At 51.8% G+C, this 21,109-nt stretch carries 20 protein-coding genes; 4 read left to right on the top strand and 16 right to left on the bottom strand.

Annotation, left to right across the window (positions count from 1 at the left end):
• Positions 1-22: 22 nt before the first annotated feature.
• The 3 genes from NSS83_RS21480 to NSS83_RS21470 all read right to left on the bottom strand — a co-directional run bounded on the left by NSS83_RS21480 (position 23) and on the right by NSS83_RS21470 (position 3,409).
• Positions 23-1,144 carry a hypothetical protein gene (locus tag NSS83_RS21480; RefSeq protein ID WP_341346436.1) on the bottom strand — a complete coding sequence of 374 codons (1,122 nt, stop codon included), beginning with the start codon at positions 1,142-1,144 and terminating at the stop codon, positions 23-25.
• Between the two features lie 103 nt (positions 1,145-1,247).
• A complete protein-coding gene (locus NSS83_RS21475) occupies positions 1,248-2,720 on the bottom strand; it encodes a HAMP domain-containing sensor histidine kinase (RefSeq protein ID WP_341182944.1) in 1,473 nt (490 codons plus the stop codon).
• Entirely contained in the window at positions 2,717-3,409 is a 693-nt protein-coding gene (locus NSS83_RS21470) for a response regulator transcription factor (protein WP_341346435.1), read from the bottom strand. The genes NSS83_RS21475 and NSS83_RS21470 overlap by 4 nt, the downstream gene beginning before the upstream one ends.
• 238 nt (positions 3,410-3,647) lie before the next feature.
• Here NSS83_RS21470 and NSS83_RS21465 point away from each other — a divergent pair, with 238 nt between their 5' ends.
• Positions 3,648-4,058 (top strand): hypothetical protein, encoded by a 411-nt coding sequence (locus tag NSS83_RS21465; RefSeq protein ID WP_339312388.1) that lies wholly within the window; start codon positions 3,648-3,650, stop codon positions 4,056-4,058.
• Positions 4,059-4,166: 108 nt separating this feature from the next.
• Positions 4,167-4,610, top strand: coding sequence for an SMI1/KNR4 family protein (locus NSS83_RS21460; protein WP_341346434.1), 444 nt, complete (start codon positions 4,167-4,169; stop codon positions 4,608-4,610).
• Between the two features lie 15 nt (positions 4,611-4,625).
• On the opposite strand, the gene NSS83_RS21455 is transcribed toward NSS83_RS21460, so the two are convergent.
• The gene (locus NSS83_RS21455) at positions 4,626-5,315 is read right to left on the bottom strand and encodes a helix-turn-helix domain-containing protein (RefSeq protein ID WP_341182946.1); all 690 of its coding nucleotides are present in this window, start codon (positions 5,313-5,315) and stop codon (positions 4,626-4,628) included.
• Positions 5,316-5,410: 95 nt separating this feature from the next.
• Between NSS83_RS21455 and NSS83_RS21450 the strand changes: the two genes are divergently transcribed.
• Positions 5,411-6,031 (top strand): flavin reductase family protein, encoded by a 621-nt coding sequence (locus tag NSS83_RS21450; protein WP_341182947.1) that lies wholly within the window; start codon positions 5,411-5,413, stop codon positions 6,029-6,031.
• A 414-nt stretch (positions 6,032-6,445) separates the two neighbouring features.
• Here the strand turns inward: NSS83_RS21450 and NSS83_RS21445 are convergent, their stop codons facing one another.
• From NSS83_RS21445 to NSS83_RS21420, 6 genes are all read right to left on the bottom strand, one after another.
• On the bottom strand, positions 6,446-9,313 hold the full coding sequence (locus NSS83_RS21445) for an S-layer homology domain-containing protein (RefSeq protein ID WP_341182948.1): 2,868 nt from the start codon (positions 9,311-9,313) through the stop codon (positions 6,446-6,448).
• Between the two features lie 245 nt (positions 9,314-9,558).
• Positions 9,559-10,674 carry a DUF4037 domain-containing protein gene (locus NSS83_RS21440; RefSeq protein ID WP_341182949.1) on the bottom strand — a complete coding sequence of 372 codons (1,116 nt, stop codon included), beginning with the start codon at positions 10,672-10,674 and terminating at the stop codon, positions 9,559-9,561.
• A 207-nt stretch (positions 10,675-10,881) separates the two neighbouring features.
• Entirely contained in the window at positions 10,882-11,439 is a 558-nt protein-coding gene (locus NSS83_RS21435) for a hypothetical protein (RefSeq protein ID WP_341182950.1), read from the bottom strand.
• A 15-nt stretch (positions 11,440-11,454) separates the two neighbouring features.
• On the bottom strand, positions 11,455-12,339 hold the full coding sequence (locus NSS83_RS21430; protein WP_341346433.1) for a DegV family protein: 885 nt from the start codon (positions 12,337-12,339) through the stop codon (positions 11,455-11,457).
• Positions 12,340-12,589: 250 nt separating this feature from the next.
• Positions 12,590-13,603: a S66 peptidase family protein gene (locus NSS83_RS21425; protein WP_341346432.1), complete on the bottom strand. Its 1,014-nt coding sequence runs from the start codon at positions 13,601-13,603 to the stop codon at positions 12,590-12,592.
• A gap of 102 nt (positions 13,604-13,705) precedes the next feature.
• On the bottom strand, positions 13,706-14,740 hold the full coding sequence (locus NSS83_RS21420; protein ID WP_341182953.1) for an AI-2E family transporter: 1,035 nt from the start codon (positions 14,738-14,740) through the stop codon (positions 13,706-13,708).
• A 234-nt stretch (positions 14,741-14,974) separates the two neighbouring features.
• On the opposite strand from NSS83_RS21420, the gene NSS83_RS21415 reads away from it, so the two are divergent.
• Positions 14,975-15,814, top strand: coding sequence for an SDR family oxidoreductase (locus NSS83_RS21415; protein WP_341182954.1), 840 nt, complete (start codon positions 14,975-14,977; stop codon positions 15,812-15,814).
• Positions 15,815-15,888: 74 nt separating this feature from the next.
• On the opposite strand, the gene NSS83_RS21410 is transcribed toward NSS83_RS21415, so the two are convergent.
• The 6 genes from NSS83_RS21410 to NSS83_RS21385 form a co-directional block, all read right to left on the bottom strand.
• Entirely contained in the window at positions 15,889-16,635 is a 747-nt protein-coding gene (locus NSS83_RS21410) for a hypothetical protein (RefSeq protein WP_341346431.1), read from the bottom strand.
• A gap of 192 nt (positions 16,636-16,827) precedes the next feature.
• Complete coding sequence (locus NSS83_RS21405) at positions 16,828-17,277, bottom strand: hypothetical protein (protein WP_341346430.1); 450 nt, start codon at positions 17,275-17,277, stop codon at positions 16,828-16,830.
• A 53-nt stretch (positions 17,278-17,330) separates the two neighbouring features.
• A complete protein-coding gene (locus tag NSS83_RS21400) occupies positions 17,331-18,248 on the bottom strand; it encodes an ATP-binding cassette domain-containing protein (protein WP_341346429.1) in 918 nt (305 codons plus the stop codon).
• Complete coding sequence (locus NSS83_RS21395) at positions 18,245-19,255, bottom strand: ABC transporter ATP-binding protein (protein ID WP_341182957.1); 1,011 nt, start codon at positions 19,253-19,255, stop codon at positions 18,245-18,247. Before NSS83_RS21395 ends, NSS83_RS21400 begins: the two co-directional genes overlap by 4 nt.
• A 14-nt stretch (positions 19,256-19,269) precedes the next feature.
• Entirely contained in the window at positions 19,270-20,115 is an 846-nt protein-coding gene (locus tag NSS83_RS21390) for an ABC transporter permease (RefSeq protein ID WP_341182958.1), read from the bottom strand.
• A gap of 4 nt (positions 20,116-20,119) precedes the next feature.
• Positions 20,120-21,070 carry an ABC transporter permease gene (locus NSS83_RS21385; protein WP_341182959.1) on the bottom strand — a complete coding sequence of 317 codons (951 nt, stop codon included), beginning with the start codon at positions 21,068-21,070 and terminating at the stop codon, positions 20,120-20,122.
• Positions 21,071-21,109: the final 39 nt, after the last annotated feature.

Here is a 21,109-nt window from a genome sequence, read left to right as displayed (position 1 = left end):
TTGCTTTTGGCGTATAAAAGCGTTACGACAGGCTGACCACATAGGTCAGAAACTGATAGATATTATCCTTCAACACTGTGGCTGTGGCCAGCAGCTTCTTACCGGATGGACTCCAGTGGAGAGGATCAGACAGATGAAAATCATTCAGCACAGGCGTCTGCTCTCCGGTCTCCACCTCGGTAATGAACAGGTCCTGCTGGTCATCCGTTGAACCAGACGCCGTGACTGCATAAGCCAGCAGCTTGCCGTCCGGCGACCAGCTGGTGCCGAAGATCTGCTGCCCCGAAACTAGCTTAGACTGCTCATTGCCCTCGCTGTCACAGAGCTTCAACGTCATCTCTCCGCGTCCGGTACGCTCAACAATCGCCAGCATACTTCCGTCAGGGGAGGGAACGGCCCAGATCACATTCTTTAGCAGCACCTTAGTCTGCTTCGTCACTGTGTCATAGGCGCTTAGCTGGCTGTCTTCACCTGTAACATAGAGAATCCGGCTGCCGGTCTGAACTACCTCATGCACATAAGGAATACCCGTCTTCAAGATCGTCTCCTGCTTGCCGGTTAGATCTGAGCGTAGAATATTGCCCTCCATATCGGGAAAAATCACATGCGCGTCATCCGCCCATTTCCCTTCCTCGATCTGAAACTCCGTCTCGCTAACCTTCACCGGAGCGCCGCCAGCCAGGTCCATAATGTATCCGATCCCAGTCATCTCGGACAGCTCCTTGAAGAAGACATGCGTCTTGTCCGGGGAGATTTGCGGCGCGCCATAATTCAGCTCTCCAACCTGCAGCGGAGCTTCCTCACCTGTGGACAGGGTATGCAGATAGAGATTCAGCGGATACCGTTCCTGTCCTTCAATCACCTGCGAGGGGAGACTGCGGTTCTCCTTGGTCACTACCATTACATCCTCACCGGCAAAATCCGTCCCCCGCACCCCCTCCACCTTCTGTATGCCCTCAAGCTTCAGCTTTGTATAGACCGGTTCGCTGATATTGTCGAGGACTGTAATTTTGCGGCCCGCCTTCTCTACAACCTCACGTGTATCTGTGTTCTCAGTACTACAGGCAGTAACCGACAGCAGAACAGCTCCGCAGAGCAGAATGCTCCAGATTTTGCCCCAGGCTCTATGGCTCATATGATTCATTCAGGCTTCCCTCCAGCTCATCGCTCATGTTGCCTCTTCAGCATACCGGACGCTTATTTCCAAACCGCATCTCAACTATATCCAACTTGTAAACATTAACCCTTCAGGTCACCAGCGGAAAAGACAGCTCAAACGCCGCCCCTTCGCCTGAGCCTTCCAGCAAGATAATGGTTCCGCCCTGCTTCTCCACCAGATTACGGACCAGCGAGAGGCCAAGCCCTGTGCCGCCCGAGGCTCTGGAACGGTCACGATTGACCGTATAGAACGCTTCGAAGATCTTCTCCCGCGACGCCTCCGGAATGCCGATGCCGGAATCCCGTACAGTAATCCACACCCGCTGATCCCTGACCTCGCTGTGCAGATGGATACTCCCCTGAGGGACATTATATTTGATTGCATTGTCCAGCAGATTGATGAAGATATGCATGAAGCTCTCCCGGTCAATCCAGATATGCGCGGGCTGGGCGTCAAGCGTGACTGTGAGGCCGTAGCGCTCCGCCTTGCCTTTCATCCGTCCGCAGATATCGCGCAGCGTACTCTCAACCTCTAGCAGCTCTGCCTGGGATTCAAAATCATACCTCTCCAGCGCCGTCAATTGCAGCACCTTCTCCACCATCTCGTACAGCCGCTCTGTTTCCTTGGCAATACTCAGCTTGGCATCATGCAGCAGCTTGGGGTCATCGTCATACATATTCAGCAGGTCGACATACGCCTTAATCGAGGTCAGCGGCGTCTTGAATTCATGGCTGATGTTCCCGATGTACTGCTTCTGCTGCTGCTCCAGCGCCTGAAGCTTCTCCACAGCCAGCTGCAGCTTGTGCCGTTCTTCATCCTTGGCGGCAATGCTGCGCTCAATCTCCCGGCTCATGAAATAAATGCCCTCGGCCAGCTCCCCCAGCTCATCCTTGCGCCTCACCGGCGGAGCCGTGATATAGTTGGCCCCGCGGATATCCTCCGCTGCCTTCTTCAGCCGCCCGATGGAGGCAGCCGCACGGTTGAAATACAGATACCCGAGGATGAAGCTGAACACCAGCACGGCGCCGCCTGTCGTCAGGAACAGATTGAGCAGTGTCTGCTGGAAGCTGCGGGCGCCCTCCAGGGAATACTGCAGCTGCACCACGCCCATCTGTCCCTCCGGTCCCTGCAGCGGGGCCAGGTAGAACAGCTTGTCGCCTTCACTCTGGTAGGCGACCTTGTTATTCAGCGCGTAGTCCAGCGCTGTGCTGAGATCCGGCTTGCCCGGACCCGTCCCAGACTCGCCTTGCGCCGAGGTGCCCGCCTGCTGTCCCTGGCTGTCGTACAGGGTCACCTCCAGGCCGGTGAATCCGGCCAGCTCGGCAGCCAGCGCCTTGCCGCGCTGGTGCATGAAGACCTGCGGCGTAAGGCGCGCGCCTGTATAATACGTCTGCTTCACGCGCAGATTGACCGTGTTGACATGCTGGGCCAGACTGCGCTCCGTCTGGCCCTGCTCATTGCGCTCCACGCCGCGCAGGACGAAGTAGCTCAGCACGCCGACGGCCAGAATCAGCAGCGCCGCCAGGAACAGGCTGAACTTCAGCTTAATGCTGATTCTCATGAGTAGCTCCCCGCAGGCACTGCCTTATAGCCTACACCGTAGACGGTTTGCAGGATATTCTGGTAGGGCTCGCCCAGCTTTTTGCGCAGCCGCTGGATATGAATATCTACGGTGCGCGTTCCCCCGGCATAGTCCATATCCCAGACCTGCTCCAGCAGCTCCTCGCGCATATACACCCGCTGCGGGTGCGAGAGCAGCAGATGCAGCAGATCGAATTCCTTCGGGGTCAGCTCCAGCGGCTCCCCGCCAAGCTCGGCGCTACGCCGGTCCGGGTGAACCTGCAAGAGGCCGTATTCGATCAGCTCACTTCGGACCTCAACCGTATTCTTCTCCAGCCGGCGCAGCAGTGCCTTCACCCGGGCCAGCAGCTCGCGGATCTCGAAGGGCTTGGTCATATAATCGTCTGCACCCAGCTCCAGACCGACAATTTTATCGACAATATCATTCTTGACAGTCAGCAGGATAATTCCAATATCATCCCGGTCTTCCAGCTTGCGGCAGACATCATAACCGCTCAGCTTCGGCATCATTACATCCAGCACCAGCACATTTGGACGGAAGGTATTCGCCTTGCTTAGCGCTTCCTCCCCGTCACCGGCAGTATCGACCTCATAGCCTTCACGCCGCAGCGCGTAGGCTATCGCACTCACAATGGCCGGTTCGTCATCGACTACCAGTATTTTTTTCATAGACGGCCCATCCTTCCGCTCTCGCTTGTTCAGTTCGGGTAATGTCCTTCAAGAATAACGCAGATGAAGAAGCCGGAGCAAGGAACCGGCAGAGACAAGCAAAGTTTAGGTTATCTTTAAGAAGACTTAAGCTTCATTTCAGTATTGTTGGGTAAACTGTATTTAGATGAAGTTCACTAGCTGCCTTAAATGATGAACCTTGAACGATATAACCAACCACGAAAAGAGGATTATACACATGAATATAAAACATATGAATATTAAGCGTGTAATGATTGTAGGAACAATGATCGTAGCCATGTCGTTCGGAGGAACGGCCTGGGGCAAGCCGGCTTTACATACCCTTCCTGTAGCCAAATGGTCCACCTCTGATGTGGCCGATACCGATGAGCTGCTGGATGCCCTGAACCTGAACCCGACCTCTGACGAAGAGCTATACGACGCCTTGTATGACGGCAAGTCCCTGCGTAACATCGCAGAAGAGAATGGCGGCAACGTGACCCAGGTCATTAACCTGCAGGTCAAGCAGCTGACCCAGCAGCTCGAAGCCAGACTCGCCAGCGGCAGCATCACCCCGCAGCAGTTCAACGCACAGAAGGCTGAGCTTAGGGAGATTGTCGCGCAGAGTGTCGAAACTTCGTTTGGGTGAGTGAAGCATCTGACATAGCGAATATCCACAAGAGAGGCACCCGGGCTATTGACTCGGGTGCCTCTCTTGTTATGATGAATAGATATTCTTAGAAATGGAGGAATAGCTATGAATGATGCGCTAATGGAACGCTTGCAGCTTTTTTTGACAAAAGAGGGGAATCAGAGTCTGCTCGGCATACCGGCAACCGAGGAGCAGATTGCTGAGGCAGAGAAGCAACTGGGTCTGTCGCTGGATCAGGATTATGTTCAATTCATCCGAAGCTTTGGGGGCGCCTATGCCGGACTATCCGTACACGCCTTCAGCAACGGTTCCTCCATCGGGCGGGAGAGTGTGACCGAGTTAACGTTGTCCTTCCGCGAGGATTACAGGGATACCCTTATGAGCGGGCTGCTCGCGCGAAGTGCAGTCTTCTCCATGGACGGCTCTGGCAATCCGATCCTGCTTGACCCTGAAGGCCGGGTGCTGCTCATCGACCACGATAATGGAGATTATGAGGTGATTGCCGAATCGTTCGCTGCGCTGATTGAAGAGAATTTCATGGAGTGGTAGCTTCATTCCTTGCAGCTAATTCAAATCCAACGAGAATACCTTTTCAAAACCCGCTTTCCCCTCATCGGTGACTTGTACCGCACGTGTATCCGGCAGCCGCCGCACCCAGTCCAGCTCCAAGACTCTCTCCAAAAGGGCATTTCCCAGGGCTCCGGCCAGGTGATGGCGGCGTTCGCTCCAATCCAGGCATTGATGGGAGAATAGACGGCGTTTCGTTGCAGCTTCATTCAAATCAACGCCAAAGTCGGCAAAAAACTTCTCACCATGCTCCGTCACCGTATACCTGTCCTCTTCTTCAAGTAAAATACCGCCGCTTAGCAATGCATGAGTTAGTTGCACCCCCACATTCCCGGCGAGATGATCATAACATGTTCTGGCATAACGCAACGCCTTGTCCTGTGAGGATTGCCGTAAAGATTTAACTGTAACAGGCGGAGCAATAGACAATAAGGATTCCATCACCCGCGCCACCTCCAGGTTCCGAATCGCAAAGTAACGATGCCTCCCTTGTTTCTCAACGGCGACTACGTTAGCATCGATCAATTTTGCCAAATGAAAGCTTGCCGTTTGAGGCTTGATTCTGGCCATATAGGCTAACTCGCTCGCCGAATGGAATCTTCCATCCAGTAAAACGGTTAAGATTGCCGCCCGGGAAGCTTCACTCACTAGAGCTGCGATTATAGCAACATTCGGATTTGCCTGCATCCTAACCCTCCTTTTTGCATTCCATACTTCGATGAGTATTGAATTATTTATATTATACACTGAAGTAGGATCTACAAAAGTGGAGGAGAAATACAATGGACCCTATGAAGCAAATGCTGAACACTGAAACGATACAACCCAAGATTTTATATTATGGAACTCCTGTCATCTTACTGAACACCTTGAATGAGGATGAAACTGTAAATATCAGTCCTATTTCATCCTCCTGGGCCTTGGGAGACTGTATAGTACTAGGGGTTGGTCTTGGGGGAAAAGCCATCGAGAACCTGGAACGGCTCCCCGAATGCGTCATTAACATCCCCGGCCCATCTCTGTGGGAGAATGTGGAGCAGCTTGCTCCCTATACGGGCAAGAATCCAGTCCCTGATTACAAGCAACAACATGGCTACTCCTATCAAAAGGATAAGTATGCTGCCAGCGGACTCACACCCGTGGCGTCCAAAACAGTTAAGCCTTCACGAATTATGGAGTGTCCGTTACAAATTGAAGCAAGCATCCAACATATTCGGATACCTGATCATTCGCCTGGTTTTGCAATTATTGAGGCACAAGCTGTTCATGTACATGCCCATCAGGATATTATCTTGAATGACAATCATATCGACCCTCTGAAATGGAGTCCGCTCATCTACAATTTCCGCCATTATTTTGGTCTGGGTCACCAGCTCGGCAAAACCTACCGGTCCGAAACCTAGTCCTTAGGTCGATGTCCCACGCTCCCATAGAGCAGAACTCGACCTTAAGGCTGGATGTGCCTGTGATATCTTCAAGAATCGGTACAATCAAATTAGAATAGCGGTGATATAACCATTCTGCTGCAAAACGGCTCGGACTGTAGACACAGTAAGTCTTCCCCAGGTGCTTCCCTTTGAGTTCAATATATTCTGCCCGGCTATATTATTATCTATCAACGTGACGACACCTCCACTCCACTATCACTCTTAACACAGCCGATAGTAGCATAGTGGAGCTGATATCGAAATCGAGTGTAAGTTGAGTATTCTAAATATCTTTTGCAACTCTTGGTTGCACAAGGCTATGTAGTGATCCTGAATGCTCATTCCATTAAAAAACGGCTGGTCAGGTTCCCCTGATCCAGCCGTTTACGGTTATTTCAACATTACATTATCGATCAATACTGCCGTGTCATAGATGCTGTCACCTTGATCCCATACATGGAACCTGAGGACAATGGAGCCCTTGCCGGCGAATTGGCTCACATCAAACTGGACATGCTTCCAATTCGTCATGTAGGCCGTATCATCCCCGCCGTAGAAATTAACGTCTACTTTATTCGCATCAATCCAATACTCTGTGGATTCATTAATCGATTCCTTACCGACAATCACAGATTCCTGTCCGTAGACACTGGATGTCACCGTAGGTCCGCCATTCAAGTGTGAGGTCACGAGGGAAGCCGGATTGATGTATACACTGGAAGTTACTGTTGCTCTGAATGTATCGTTATATTTGGTTCCAACATATTCCTTCGGCTCCTCAGAAATGAAATTGTAATCGAACGACAAGGTTGTGGCTCCCGCCGGGACCATGAAGCTCTGCTCGATATAACTATTCGAATTGTAGTCATATCCTCCCTTGTCATTGTTTTCAAACCCAAGGCCAGTACTGATAATCGCCATGTATTTACCCTCTGTAGGCTTAAGCGGCCCCAGCTTTGAGATGACCCGGACATCTCCGTTTCCATTCCAGCCGGTCCACTTTCCGTTCTCAAAGGTTCCGTTGATGATCCCTTCGGTCTTCGTACCAATGCTGCTGCCTTTCATGACGAATGCTGCCAACCCGTCATTGGCTCCGTGAGCAGTTACTGCTGCCTCAAAAGCTTGTCCGGTTGTCATATTCTCATTGTTCAAGGCGTTGAATACGGATGGAGCAATGACCTGATCATAAGCAAGCTTTACATAATCGGTGTAACCATAATAAGTGCTGGCCCCATTGTTGATGAACGCATCCGCCATGGAATCGTTGTATGCGCTGCGGCAGCTGCCGTTATATACGATGGTGCCGGGAAGCATATCATTGTACCGTGTAATGAAGGAAGGTGTAATCGCATAATAGCCCGATATGATAGCCAGTCTGCCCTTTTTCAGATCCAGTTCATAGGTCTTGTTGTTCTCTGCCGTTGCCTTCTCTCCGGTCAGGAATATGGCCTGCGGTCCCGCATATTTGAAATCAACACCGTATTTATCATGAAATTTCTGGAGCACAATCTCATCATAGTACGTATCCCCATGGGAATCTAAGACCACCACACCATACTGATTAAGACCTTTGAAGAAGTTAACGCCCGCTGCGCTGTCCTTTACCCTCTCCACTAGGAAGGGGTAATTCGACTGCTCGAAGCTTTGATATACGGCGTCATACACCGTCGAAGATGGAAGTGTGCCGTAGAACGGGGAGACCACAGCAACCTGCTGGCTTCCTATGGTAGCTACGGTTTGTTCCACATCCTGCGTGAGCGCCGTCAATGTATTATTGGAAGCGGCCTCTTCTGCAGTGTTGCTTAACCCTTTTGTATTCTCAGGGGCCGAGGAGATTCCGCCCAGAATCCCGTTGTCCAGCAAATACCAGATGCTTCCTCCTTCACCCGATATTCCTGCATGCTCTACTTCGTCCTGGGTTTGAAGCCAAGCCACTGTTTCTTCCTTGGCCTTTTGCAAATTACCAGTAGAAGCAGCCAGTTGATCAAGCTTACTCTGTGTATTATTTTCAATCATTTCTGTTTGTGCAAGCTGTTCATCTGTAAGATGCTTCAGTACAGACAGTTTAAGGACTGCACTGCTAGGCACATCTCCAGCAAAGGCCTGGAGATTTATGTAACCCTCCGTGCTTTCAGATAATACTGCTTTGCCGCTATAGAGTCCGTCTGCCGCAAGGCTGTCTCCATGAACTTCTTGACCATCATCGTGCAGCAGGGTAATCTGTGACATCACTTTGCCGCTGTCATCTACCTGATAGACACTTGCAGCTACGGTCTCTGCCGCATGAATCGACGAGCGGAAAATAACTTCTGTGGACTCTTCAGCATAAATAGCATCTGTACTCTCGCCGTTCACTACAACCTGGAGAGCATTGGCCGGTGCCGGGGTTACCGGTTCCGGAGTAGCGGGTACTGGAGTCGGCTCCGCTGGTGCCGGTGTTGCTGGTACAGGTGTTGCCGATGCTGGCGTTCCTGGACCCGGGGCTGCCGGAGCACTCACAGACGTATCACGGATAGCTTGTGTCGCTGTGGGAGCCGGAGTTACCACTGGAGTCTTACCCTTATCAGTCTCTTCAGCAAGAAGCTGCTTGGACTTCTCAACATATACTGCCTTATTCGTCTTGAACTCATATGCGAGACGGGCCAGAGCCTGGCGCTCTGCACGCTCTTTAGGTTTGAATTTCAGCGTGCCGTCAATGCCCTGAACCCCGTTGATGAACCCATTGTTGAAGGCCAGCGATACTTGAGCTTTTGCCCATTCAGACACCTCTGACATATCGGACAGCTTGCTGCCAAGCGGAAGCTTCTTCGCTGTTTCATCTAATTCAAAGGCCCGGATGAAAAATACAACCAGCTCTTCCCGGGTTACACTCGAATTAGGACTGAATGTGCTCGCCGATGTCCCCTCTGTGATGCCTGCCTTCACCAACGCTCCCACATAACCGCGATACCAGCTGGTGGCGGCAACGTCTTTGAATGGTGCGGCCTGATCACCACTTACTTCCAAGCCTAACGACAGGACTATAATTTTCGCCAGTTCGGCGCGCGACATAGCCTTATTCGGTTTGAAGGTATTATCTTCATACCCTGAGATTATTCCTGCTTCTGTTAAGGATTGAATCTCCTTCTGAGCATAAGAGCCTGCGATATCTTTCAATTGCGCGGATTCCCCGAACACCAGATGTGGCGTAAGGCTGCTTATTAGCAGGGCAATTACCATCACCAGACTGAGTTTACGGCGTGCTGCTTGGAATAACAAAATTTTTTCCCCCTTCTTTCTCTAAAAAATTCATAAATAACCATCGCCCTACAGAGTTCCAAGGATGGAATATCGCTCCATAATTCGACAACTTCTTGATTCTACAATAGGACTATGAAAATTTACTATGTATATTGATACTAGTAAATTGTATAAATTGGAATATTGGAGGAGAAAGATTAAAAAAAGACCATCAAGCATAAGCTTGATAGCCTAAAGGCTGCCTGCACGAAGCGCATTCTTCACTATACAATCATATCCCCCACCCCAGTTCTCTCAATCTCAGACTTGGCACTGTATACTGGCCCGAATTTGGAATAATGATCCGCCCAGATCAACACGTGATCACTTGTAATAAACTGATCCAGCGCACCCGGGATTTCAAGCTGCTGGAGTTCTCTGGGCAGCGCAGCGAATAGAGCATCCTCCAAATTGATATAAGAATAGGATTGCAAGCCTCTTGCGTAGAAAATGGAGGGTTGAAGCTCAATATGATCCGTCAGCTTCATCGCGTTATGTTGATTCACTAATTCCGTTAATATCTCTTCAATTTGTCCAACCGCCCTAGTAACCGAAGGTTCCAGCAAGATGGCTTCAAGCTGCTTGGCCTGCCGGCTAACCTCCGGGCTGATCTGCGCCAGTTCCCTGGATATCCATTTGTAGGTTCCAGGCCGGAGTCTTTTGTTATAGAGAAAAATCAATTGAACTGCCTGCTCCACCATGCGGTTGATAAGCAACCTGGCCGACAACGGTTCGCGCCGGAAGTCAGCAAGTCCTGCCACATACAGCTGCCGGAATGAACTCCAGGCATATTTCAATTTGTACCGCCATATCTCATCGGGCAGATAAGCCAGTCCTCTTCGCACTTCTGTCATTTCCCCAATGGGATCTGTAAACATTCGTCCCCTTGTCCACTCCAGCAATTTCTGCTCGGGAATGACTAACCATTCGTATAAGGATGGATATGGGGTTAGCAGTCCCAACTGGATGTGCATGTGCCGGGAGACGCTGGTAATTGCAATATGATGAAGGTTGTTGCGCCCATTGTAGGGTACAAGCACCTCATGAGATTCATCTACCGAAAACCGGGAGGGATATCCTTTGAACAAGGCTGGCACCTCTTCATCGAATGCTTGGTCAAGGCCTACTGCATATTTATCGTAATCCGGGTCCAGCAGCCAAATGTAGCACCTCGCCCCCCATTCATGATCTCTGGAAAGAACGTCATCATAACCCAGAACATCCGAACCATATCCTATCAATCCGGCAGCATGCTTCTCCATTAGCTGCGGGAAACGTCTGGCGATCAGCGGCCTCACAATCTCCCAATAGAACTCCTCGCTCAAGTCTAAACCCTTCATATGCAGACTCCATTTCATGTATCAGTGCGCACTCACATTTTATTTTACCGGTAACCTTATGTTAGCATTTCGCCCATAAATTACTAGACTATTCATTTGAGTTCTGTTATCATTTAGATTGAAGTCTTGATAATAATACTATTCCATAACAAAACGGCTGGTCAGGTTTCCCTGATCCAGCCGTTTTCTGGTTACTTCGATACTACATTATCGGGCCCAGCTCCGCTCGCTCAGGTACCGCCTAACCGCCCCGTCACTCCAGACATGCGCTTCGACGTACCGCTCGGGACCGTATTTTCCGTCATTGTTCCAATTCTGCGGTAATCCGTACCTGTCAATGATGCTCACGATCTCGGAATAGGTATACAGGGTGTGCCTGTACTCTTTGCCATCGTTAATCAGCGGGCTGAAGGTCGGCATGGAGTCCCCATAGGTAAAAGAAATCGTGTTCACATCAAAATCCTCTATCGGAATCTTGAGCGATGCGCCATTCTCGAACCACGTGCTTAGCCACGGACTGTGTTCAACTACCATATAATGCGGGGAGGACCGCTGGACCAGACCGCCCTTACGTATAAATTCCGACCGGATGATGCTCTCGCAGTTCCGCCGATATTCCACATACTTATCGTGTCTTTGGGCGCTCTGTGCCTTGGGTTTGGTCTGCTTAATCGTCTCCAGCACTGCCCTCGCCTGATCACCCGGCAAATCGGATAGACTGACAAACGGGCCTACAGATGCATCATAATAATGATATAAGAACATCGTTCCGCTCCTTTTCTAGAGCACAGACTCCAGCACTTCATCCTCAGCATCAATACTATTCAGAGCCGTACGGTTAATCCAAGACAGCGCCAGTGTTCCCTCGCCCATATGAGCACCTACCACCGGGATAAAGGGCATAATCTCTGTACGCACCGAAGGGGACATGGCCTTAATAGCCCACTCCAGGCTCAGCGCCTCTTCTTTATTGTTCGCGTGCATAATACATACATCCTGGAAGCGGCCGATTTCCTCCTGGATGGTCTCCAGCAGCTTTTGCTTCGTCTTCTTGAAGGTGCGGATTTTATCAACGACGACAATTTTGCCCTCATCGAACCGCAGAAGCAGATGAATCCGCATCAGCTGGCCCAGCAGGAACTGAGAGCCGGAGAGCCGTCCGCTGCGGTGCAGCTGGCTCAGACTGGCCGGGATGATATAGAAGGACATTTCCTCAATTATATTATCAATTCTGTGCTTGATCTCCTGTGCAGAGCAGCCTGCCTGCTGCCAGTGAATACCGCGCAGCAGCATCTCACGGATGGGGTATGCACCTACTTTGGAATCGATACCCATTACGTTCACTCCAGCAATATCCGCCGCCTGCATCGAGGTGTTGAAGGTCCCGCTAAGCTCGGAGGAACAGTGGATCGCAATAATCTCGTCATACTCTTCCTTCAGACGCTCGTATAATTCCACGAACTCGCCAATCGGCGGCTGGGAGCTGCCCACCTTGTCTTGCTGCCGCATTTTGTCATAGAACTGATCGGCGTTAATATCTATATTTTCTCTATAACATTCATTATTGACGATTAGACGGAGGGGAACGATATACACATGGTTATTCATAGCGAATTCAGAATCAATGGTGCTGGTGCTGTCAGTCACCCAGGCGATGGATTTCATAGTCACTACTCTCTTTCGTGAGGGATTCACTGCTCAGGAATCGGCAGCTATGGCTGTCTGTATATTCATAAATTATACAGGATGCCAGCTATGCGTAGAGCATTCCTTGAATAATCCCATCACTTTTTTTCAACTAAATTCGACATAAATTCACATTATATATGACGAATATACCTGTTTATGAGAGGTTTGATTATGGTATGGGAACAGGCGGAAATTAGAGTTCGTAGGAGCATATTACTAAGTTCCTCTACTCCCGGAAGTGCTGCGTCACCGTTCCCTTACCTGCCCCAACCACTACCTCTGCATAGGCCCCATTGATCAAAGTAACCTGCGGCGGCAGATGTCCGCAGTCGATATCGTATGCGACCGGCAGGCCCAGCTCATCGGCCAGCTCCTGGTAGACATCCTCTACGGTATAGTTGTCCATAGGGCGGTTAGCCGCGCTGCGGCCGAACAGGAGGCCGCTGCAATGCTCGAACCAGCCCGCCAGCTTCATCTGCACCAGGGAGCGGCGCAGGTCGGTCACGGACAGCTCACAGTTCTCTAAGTACCACAGAATCGGTTCGTTGTTGATATAGTGCTGCTGGAAGTGCCGGACATCTCCGTAAGGGGTGCCGATCAGATGCCGGATAACGTCAATGCAGCCACCCAGCAGGCGGCCCTGCATCGTCACTTTTTGATTGCCCACCGTCTTCCAGCTAGTCGCTTCTGTAAGGTTGAACACATAGGGCGACGGCTCGCCTCCCCATTCCAGCTGATATTGCTGTGAGGATTGCTGAACTACAGCACCGCCGCTTGGCGTAGACAATACCTTCTCCCACATGGCAGTTACCGGGTCTGTCTGTTCCCCACGGAGGTCGATGAAGTTCGTACCATGGGCTGTAGCCATCCCCGTCTTCAGAGTGACAGCCAGCAGCAGCACACTGATATCGGAATACCCGAGAATCCATTTACACTTCATCTTGCCGAAGTCCACCTGCTCCAGCATCTCGATCAGCAGCTCCCCGCCCCAGGGAGGCACAATGAGTCCGATGGACTCATCGGCCATCATCTTGTTGAATTCAGCGGCACGTACAGCAGCCGGGGCTGATTTGGCCTTCTCCTGTGTCCACGCTGTGGGTCCGCAGACTACGCCGTACCCGCTTTTTTGCAGCCGTTCTACAGCCAGCTCAAGCAGTTCACGAAGCGCCTCCCCCACTCCAGATGAGGGTGCAGTTACACCAATAACGGCTTCTGCTTCTAATACCGGATATCTGATCATCTTATGTCTCCTCCAATGCTTAATATGAAAATAGGCGATACCCGAACCTTGTGCAGGTTGAATATCGCCCTATGCGTACTACGGATTATATAATTAGCTGCGTCATTCCAGTGAAGGCTTATTGTCCCGGCTGATATCCAGGATATCCAGGAAAAAGACGAAGATCGGAATCCCGAGAATCAGTCCCCATACCCCGATATAATGCTCGGAGAACAGCAGCACTACGAGCGTGTAGAACATCGGCAGGTTCATTTTGGAGGACATCAGCTTAGGGTTCAGGAAGTAGCCTTCAATGACATGGAGAATGGCAATCATCACCAGAATGTTAATTGTCAGCACCAGTCCGCCCGTGTTATAGCCGATAATGCACAGCGGAATCAGTGAAATGACAAAGCCAACGACCGGAATCAGGCTGAGCATGAAGATCATAATAGAGAGGGCAAACAGATACGGGAACGGCTCGAAAAAGAAACCAAGCACCCACAGCCCGACCACGGTAAACAAAGTATTGAACAGCGCAATCAGAATCTGCGCTTCAATGACCTTGCCGAAGGAGGAGATGAACTTTCTGCCGAAATACTCAAGCTCCACATAGAACCAGGAGATTTTGCTGTCTCTCAAACGGGAGGTAAAGTTGACGATCCGGTTCTTTTCCAGAATGAACACAAGGCTTAGAATCGTGGACAGGACGAAGGTGGTTCCCCAGTTGCTGATTTTGAAGACATATTCGATCCCCTGATTCAAATAGCTCTGATAATTGAGCTCCTTGACCTTTCGGAACAAGTACTGCATAATTTCATTCTGCGGAATATCATCGGAGGTCAGCGTGCCGAGAAAGGTGGTTAACTGCTTGATCTGCGAGAATACCTTGGGCATATATTTGACGAGTGCCATGACGATCATGCTGATCAGCGCCACATACAGTATGATGATGATAACCTTGCTGTTCACCTTCACAAACTTGCCGATCCGCTTGCTCAGCAGCAACTGAAAGCTGTTCATCACGTAAGCGATCAGGAACGTCAACAGCACCAGATTCAGCATATCCCTGATACTGTACAGCAGCAGTCCAATCAATCCCAGAATCAAGAAGCGCCGGACTGTTAAATTGGCGATATAACGCTTGAATACTTCCATTGTTCCCTTGTTCCTCTCCATTCGCAGGCGATTAAGATTTTAGTTATAGTGTACCGTACTGAAAACAATTATAGCAACTTTGCACAGCCCAATTCCCGCGAAACAGCGAACTTTATGTCGATTTTCAGGTAGCTCTATTTCTATATGCTATAATGTGGGCAAAACTGGAACATTTATACCTTTTTCAATAGGTCCAAATCAATGAAGTTCAAACTAATGGAGGCGAAAGCTAGTATGTCAAAAGTAATCTGCATCACCGGAGCATCCTCCGGCATTGGCCTTGCCACTGCACTGAAGTTCGCCCATGAGGGCTGGACGGTCTACGCCGGAACACGCCATCTGAAGCGTGAACAGGAGCTGTACCAGAATGTAGAGGGTCTGCAGTTCGTAGAGCTGGAGGTAACACAGCCGGAGAGTATTCGGCAGGTTATAGAACGGATAGAAGCGGAGCAAGGCAAGCTGGATCTATTATTCTGCAATGCCGGCTTCGGCTACCTGAGAGCGCTTGGGCAGGCACCGTTCCCTGAGATTGAGGAGGTCTTCAATACCAACGTGTACGGGGTCATGCATACGATCCGGGCTGCACTGCCGCTGCTGCAAAAGACTGGCTACGCCCATATTGTAGCGACCTCCAGTGTCGGCGGACTGGTCGGGCAACCGATGAACGAGGTGTACTGCGCCAGCAAATTCGCAGTGGAAGGGCTGCTGGAGAGTCTGGCCACCTACTACAAGCCGCAGTTCAACATCGACATCACCCTGCTTGAGCCAGGGGCAATCGCCACGGAATTCAATTCAACCGTAATGGGGCATGTCGCCAGCACCGGCGGCGTTCTGGAGGACGAGTACAAGCCCATTCTGGATGCTTACAGAGCAGCGTTCCTGGAGCGTAATGTGGAGCCGCAGACGGCAGACTCTGTTGCGGATGTGATGTGGGAGCTGGTACAGCTTGAGACCAAGCCGCTGCGCCTGCGCACCTCGGAGCGGGCCGAAGCCTTCGTGGCCCGCAAGGTCAGCACCGACCCTACTGGACTGGAAGGCGTACTAAGCACGCGCAGAATCCAATTAAATATGTAAACATACTGTGTAAGCAGCTGAATATTAATGAACGGTGTACACGACTTCTTACTGTCGGGAGTACACCGTTTCATTTATTCAGCATCTACCGGAATCAATTCTTCGGGAATGAGCCGGTATTCCATTACCTGACTCTCACCCAAATCAGCAGTCTCGTACACGAGATCATCCCTGAGCATCACGGAATCGGCCTGCAGGGCATCATTCAGATAAGCCTCCTCGGCATGTCCGTTATGCCAGCGGTACACATAGGCCGACATAGGGGTGCCATGTGCTGCAACCACCTCCGTACTTCCATCCCGGTCCACATCCACTTCACGGGTATGCCCGGTACTCACCTGCAATACTCCAGCCGGTATTCCTAAAGCATCAATGTTGTAATAACTGCTGAGCGACAGATTTGCTCCAAGCCCGCCGGTGATTTTGAGGGCCACACCGTCAAACAGTACGCAAGCAGCGGCAGTACTATCACCGGGTTCCCGGTAATTGTAAGTCCCTGACGGACCGAGAAAGTAAGATCCGGCCGAAGACTCCAGTCCTGCATATACATAATCCTCATCCCCTGGCTTCGTGAAGAAGGTAAGCCGGATTCCTCCGAATGCCTCCAGATGCTGATCCGAAATGATCTCCGCATCTGAAGGAAGACCTGCCCAAGCCTCAGGCTTGAGCGTAGGTTGCATCTCCTGCCAATCCAGTTTGACCGGCTCGGTAACCTGTGTGTTCTCCGCAGGTAAAGTGTCCGCGGAAGATCCGCAGCCCGCATTAATCAGCATAAGTGGTGCTAGCAGCACTGTGAAGATGTGTTTCAGGATCAAGCTCATCTCTCGTCCCCCTTCACTTTACTAGAGCCTATCATCTACGAACCAACGTCCTGCTCCAATCCAAACAAGTGGAAACGGCTTTGCCGTCCTTGTAAAGGACGGTACCCGTTTCAGCGAGAAATAGAAGGATAGGTTATCATATGCAACATATAAATTCTTATATTTAAACAAAGATCGCCCGGCAATTCCGATCTATCTCTGGATCGGCTCGATCCGGTAAGCGGCATTCCCGCCATCTGCGGATGATCCGCTACCTGTAATGTGCCAGCCGAAGGATAATACACCCTCCAGCTGTCGCTTCTGTGATTCAGATAACAACGCCTCGACTGCTTCGCAGCCTTCCTCAAGCTCCAGCTTTGGCTCGATGCCGAAGGCAACTTCTATCCAGCTGCGGATTCCGCGGATGGTATTGTACTTGATCTGATAGCCTTCCGTTACAGCCTGACGGAACAACTCGGGCTGCTCATCAGCAAGGGTTGACAACTGCCCGTAATCGAACTCGTATTTACTCTCATCGGCTGGCAGATCCCCTTCACTGACTCTGCGCAGCAGCTCTTCGTCAGATCCGGACAGCGCGCGCAGCGATTCCAGCAGAAGCGCATCCCATTGTGATAATTTGACCTTGCTAGTCGGTATTGTCATTGTATCTCCTCCTTGATTCGCAGATGTATATCTCCTAAGATTCGTTCACAATATTAGTCTGCATATTCTCCGGCCACATAATGTCCAGGACTCACTTCCCGCAGTACAGCGGCTTCCTCTGTCCCGCGCGTAGCCGGATAAGCCTCCAGCTGAATCCGCTGGCTGGCCTTCATCGGGTCTGTCTCCAGAATGGAGGAGAGCAGCGCCCTGGTGTAGGGGTGGAGCGGATTATCATACAGCTCATCGCTTGGAGCCACCTCCACCAGCCTGCCGCCATACATCACGCCGATCCGGTCGGCAATATGGCGGACCATCGACAGATCATGGGCGATGAACAAATAGGTCAGCCCGAACTCGGCTTGCAGATCCTCCAGCATATTAACGACCTGGGCCTGAACAGAGACATCCAGCGCAGAGATGGGCTCATCGCAGACGACGAACTCAGGCCGGACTGACAGCGCCCGGGCGATGGAGATCCGCTGGCGTTGCCCGCCGCTGAATTCATGAGGGAAGCGGTACAGATGCTCCCGCTTCAGCCCCACCTTCTCCAGCAGCTCTGCCACCGCTTCCTTGCGCTCTTCGCCCGGATTGAGACCGTGAATCCGCATCGGCTCACTGATCAGCTCCAGTACGTTCAGGCTCGGATTAAGCGAGGAATACGGGTCCTGAAAGATGGACTGAATCCGCCTGCGGAAGGGCTTCAGCCCTTTCTCGCCCAGCTTCCCTAGCGGACGCCCGTCGTAGAACACCTCGCCGTCCGTATAATCGTACAGACGGAGCAGACAGCGCCCGACCGTGGACTTGCCGCTTCCGGATTCACCGACCAGGCCGAAGGTCTCGCCCTGGCGGATCTGGAAGCTGACCCCGTCCACAGCCTTAAGTACACCCTTATCCCGTCCGCGCAGATCCTTGCCCTTCGGGAAATGCTTCTTCAGATTGTTAACCTCTACAAGCACCTTGCGCTCACTCAAGTGAAATCCCTCCCCGCTGTAACTGCCGTCTTCTCTTCTGTACCTTCGGTCAGCCAGCACATCGAGCGGTGCCCCGGTGCAAACTCGACTACCGGAGGACGTTCACTGCAACGGGCGAAGGCATGCGGACAACGGTCCATGAACGGGCAGCCGGGCGGGGGATTCAGCAGATCGGGCGGTGTGCCCTCGATCGGAATCAGCCGCTCACGCTCACCGCCCCCGCGCTTAGGTATGGAACGCAGCAAGCCCTGTGTATACGGATGCTGAGGCCGGTAGAAGATGTCCTGCACCGTCCCCTCCTCCATAACCAGTCCGCCATACATGACAATGACACGCGTGCAGACCTGGGCTACCACTCCCAGATCATGGGTTATAAGCGCAATTGCTGTATCTCCCCGTTCTTTCAGCTCTTTGAACAGATCAAGGATCTGCGCCTGGATGGTCGCATCCAGTGCGGTGGTAGGCTCATCGGCAATCAGCAGCTCCGGGCGGCAGGAGAGTGCCATCGCGATCATCACCCGCTGGCGCATCCCTCCGCTGAATTCATGCGGATATTGCTTCAGCCGCTGCTCCGGATCACGGATGCCGACCTGGCGGAGAAGCTCCGCCGCTTCGGTATAGGCCGCCGCTTTATCCAGTCCCCGGTGTCTGCGGATAACCTCTGTTAATTGCTGGCCGATGCGCTTGACCGGATTCAGCGAGGTCATCGGGTCCTGGAAGACCATTGCAATCCGGTTACCGCGTAAGGACCGCCACTGCTTCTCCGTAAGCCCCTTCAGGCTCTTGCCGCGGAATTCCAGCTTCCCGGCAGTCATATGCCCCGGCGGTGTGATCAGGGACATGACCGCCTTGGCTGTAACACTTTTACCACTGCCGGATTCCCCGACAATGCCTACGGTCTCACCCGCATCAATATGGAAGCTAACGCCGCGGACGGCCTGATTCTCTCCGTCCCGGGTAGCGAAAGAAACCTGTAAATCCTCAACAGTCAGCAGCCGTTCAGTCATGATGTTCCACTCTCCTATCTCCGGATCAGCTTGGGTTCAAAGCCGACCCGCAAAATATCTCCCAGCACATTGAAGCTCAGCACAGTAAACAGGATCATCAGCCCGGGGAACAGCGCCAGATAAGGCGCCTGGGCAATATACCCCTGTGCGCTGTTCAGCATACTCCCCCACGTGGCATTCGGCGGCTGCACCCCGAAGCCGAGGAAGCTCAGCGACGATTCCATCATAATAGCCGAGGCAATATTATTCGTCGCCCCTACGATAATTACCGGGACCAGTCCCGGGAGGATATGCCGCCAGATCATGCCGAAGGCACTCTGTCCCGAGGCCTTGGCATATAACACGTACTCCCGTTCCTTGATTGTCAGGGTCTCCGCACGGACGACACGGGCCACATTCATCCACATCAAGAGAGCAATAATAATAATCAGATTGCCGATGCTCGGCTTCAGGTAGACGCTGAGCAGCAGCAGGATCAGGAAGGACGGGATCGACATGATAATATCCAGCATCCGCATTAGCAGATTATCGATCCAGCCGCCAAAATATCCGCTAATCACCCCAACCAGCACGCCTACAAAGGTTGCTACGATCATGGAGGCGAATCCGACCAGCAGTGAAACCCGGCCCCCGTATAAGGCTCTGGACAAATAGTCGCGGCCATAATCATCGGTACCGAACAGATGCGCGGCGCCGGGCTTCGTGAGGCGGGCCATGGCGTCCATGGCATTCGGATCATGACCGGACAGGAAGGCAAAGACCGCCCCCAGTGTAAACACCATCAATATGACAAGAGCAGCGACACCCAGACCGTTCGTAAACAGCTCGGACTGCAGGTTTTTCCATTTACTGCGATTCATGAGGTCACCCCTTCAGTTTGATTCTTGGATCAACAAAGCTGTAGAGAATATCTGCCACCAGATTACCGAAGATCAGCATTAAGGAAGAGAACAAAGTAATCCCCATAATGACAGGATAATCCATCCCCTTCACCGCCGTCATTCCCAGGGAGCCGATCCCCGGCCAGGAGAACACCGTCTCCGTAACAATCGCCCCGGCCACCAGATCTCCCATCGACATACCGATTAGAGTGATGACCGGCAGCAGGACATGCTTCAGCACATGGCGGAACAGAATCGTGGATTTCTTCGAGCCAAAAGCGTACTGGATCTGCACATACTCCTCCTTAAGCTGTCCGATGGTACTGGAGCGGATATAGCGCACATACCCGGACAGGAAACTGAAGGCCAGCACCGTACAAGGTAATATCCCGTGCTTCAGCACATCAAGCGGCGATTCCACACCAATGGTGCGCATCCCCATGCTTGGAAGCAGATGCAGCTTGATCGCGAACAGATACATCAGCAGGATCGCCAGCCAGAATAAGGGGATGGAGATGCCGATATAAGCGATAAAATTGATCAGCTTGTCTACCCAGCGGTTGCGGTTCGCACCGGCCACGAGGCCTAGCGGAATTGCCAGGATTACCGCCAGCGCGATGGCGCTGCCCATTAGTCCCGCTGTCGCAGGCAGACGTTCCAGGATCTGGCCCAGCACGGGCTGGTGATTGACCAGGGAATAGCCGAAATTACCCTGGACCATCTCTTTGACCCAGATGAAATATTGGATATAAGCAGGCTTATCCAGCCCCAGATTATGGCGGATACGCTCAATATCATCGGCATGCATATTGGGCGTCACAAATGACAGCACCGGATCTCCCGGAGCCAGCTTAATCATAGTAAAACAGACCACCGATACGAAAAACAGCATCGGCAATGTTTGCAGCAACCTTCGGACGATGAGTTGTCTCATACGCAGCTTCTCCCAGCTCTTAACAGGCAAAAATAAGCT

It is taken from the genome of Paenibacillus sp. FSL H3-0469, assembly GCF_038051945.1.
GTDB lineage: Bacteria > Bacillota > Bacilli > Paenibacillales > Paenibacillaceae > Paenibacillus_AQ.
This window is presented reverse-complemented; position numbering and strand designations above follow the sequence as displayed.

What these genes read in the sequence shown, in the direction of transcription:
- NSS83_RS21480 (WP_341346436.1), bottom strand. Translation starts at nt 1,144, where the DNA reads ATGAATCATATGAGCCATAGAGCCTGGGGCAAAATCTGGAGCATTCTG.
- NSS83_RS21475 (WP_341182944.1), bottom strand. Translation starts at nt 2,720, where the DNA reads ATGAGAATCAGCATTAAGCTGAAGTTCAGCCTGTTCCTGGCGGCGCTG.
- NSS83_RS21470 (WP_341346435.1), bottom strand. Translation starts at nt 3,409, where the DNA reads ATGAAAAAAATACTGGTAGTCGATGACGAACCGGCCATTGTGAGTGCG.
- NSS83_RS21465 (WP_339312388.1), top strand. Translation starts at nt 3,648, where the DNA reads ATGAATATAAAACATATGAATATTAAGCGTGTAATGATTGTAGGAACA.
- NSS83_RS21460 (WP_341346434.1), top strand. Translation starts at nt 4,167, where the DNA reads ATGAATGATGCGCTAATGGAACGCTTGCAGCTTTTTTTGACAAAAGAG.
- NSS83_RS21455 (WP_341182946.1), bottom strand. Translation starts at nt 5,315, where the DNA reads ATGCAGGCAAATCCGAATGTTGCTATAATCGCAGCTCTAGTGAGTGAA.
- NSS83_RS21450 (WP_341182947.1), top strand. Translation starts at nt 5,411, where the DNA reads ATGGACCCTATGAAGCAAATGCTGAACACTGAAACGATACAACCCAAG.
- NSS83_RS21440 (WP_341182949.1), bottom strand. Translation starts at nt 10,674, where the DNA reads ATGAAGGGTTTAGACTTGAGCGAGGAGTTCTATTGGGAGATTGTGAGG.
- NSS83_RS21435 (WP_341182950.1), bottom strand. Translation starts at nt 11,439, where the DNA reads ATGTTCTTATATCATTATTATGATGCATCTGTAGGCCCGTTTGTCAGT.
- NSS83_RS21430 (WP_341346433.1), bottom strand. Translation starts at nt 12,339, where the DNA reads ATGAAATCCATCGCCTGGGTGACTGACAGCACCAGCACCATTGATTCT.
- NSS83_RS21425 (WP_341346432.1), bottom strand. Translation starts at nt 13,603, where the DNA reads ATGATCAGATATCCGGTATTAGAAGCAGAAGCCGTTATTGGTGTAACT.
- NSS83_RS21420 (WP_341182953.1), bottom strand. Translation starts at nt 14,740, where the DNA reads ATGGAAGTATTCAAGCGTTATATCGCCAATTTAACAGTCCGGCGCTTC.
- NSS83_RS21415 (WP_341182954.1), top strand. Translation starts at nt 14,975, where the DNA reads ATGTCAAAAGTAATCTGCATCACCGGAGCATCCTCCGGCATTGGCCTT.
- NSS83_RS21410 (WP_341346431.1), bottom strand. Translation starts at nt 16,635, where the DNA reads ATGAGCTTGATCCTGAAACACATCTTCACAGTGCTGCTAGCACCACTT.
- NSS83_RS21405 (WP_341346430.1), bottom strand. Translation starts at nt 17,277, where the DNA reads ATGACAATACCGACTAGCAAGGTCAAATTATCACAATGGGATGCGCTT.
- NSS83_RS21395 (WP_341182957.1), bottom strand. Translation starts at nt 19,255, where the DNA reads ATGACTGAACGGCTGCTGACTGTTGAGGATTTACAGGTTTCTTTCGCT.
- NSS83_RS21390 (WP_341182958.1), bottom strand. Translation starts at nt 20,115, where the DNA reads ATGAATCGCAGTAAATGGAAAAACCTGCAGTCCGAGCTGTTTACGAAC.
- NSS83_RS21385 (WP_341182959.1), bottom strand. Translation starts at nt 21,070, where the DNA reads ATGAGACAACTCATCGTCCGAAGGTTGCTGCAAACATTGCCGATGCTG.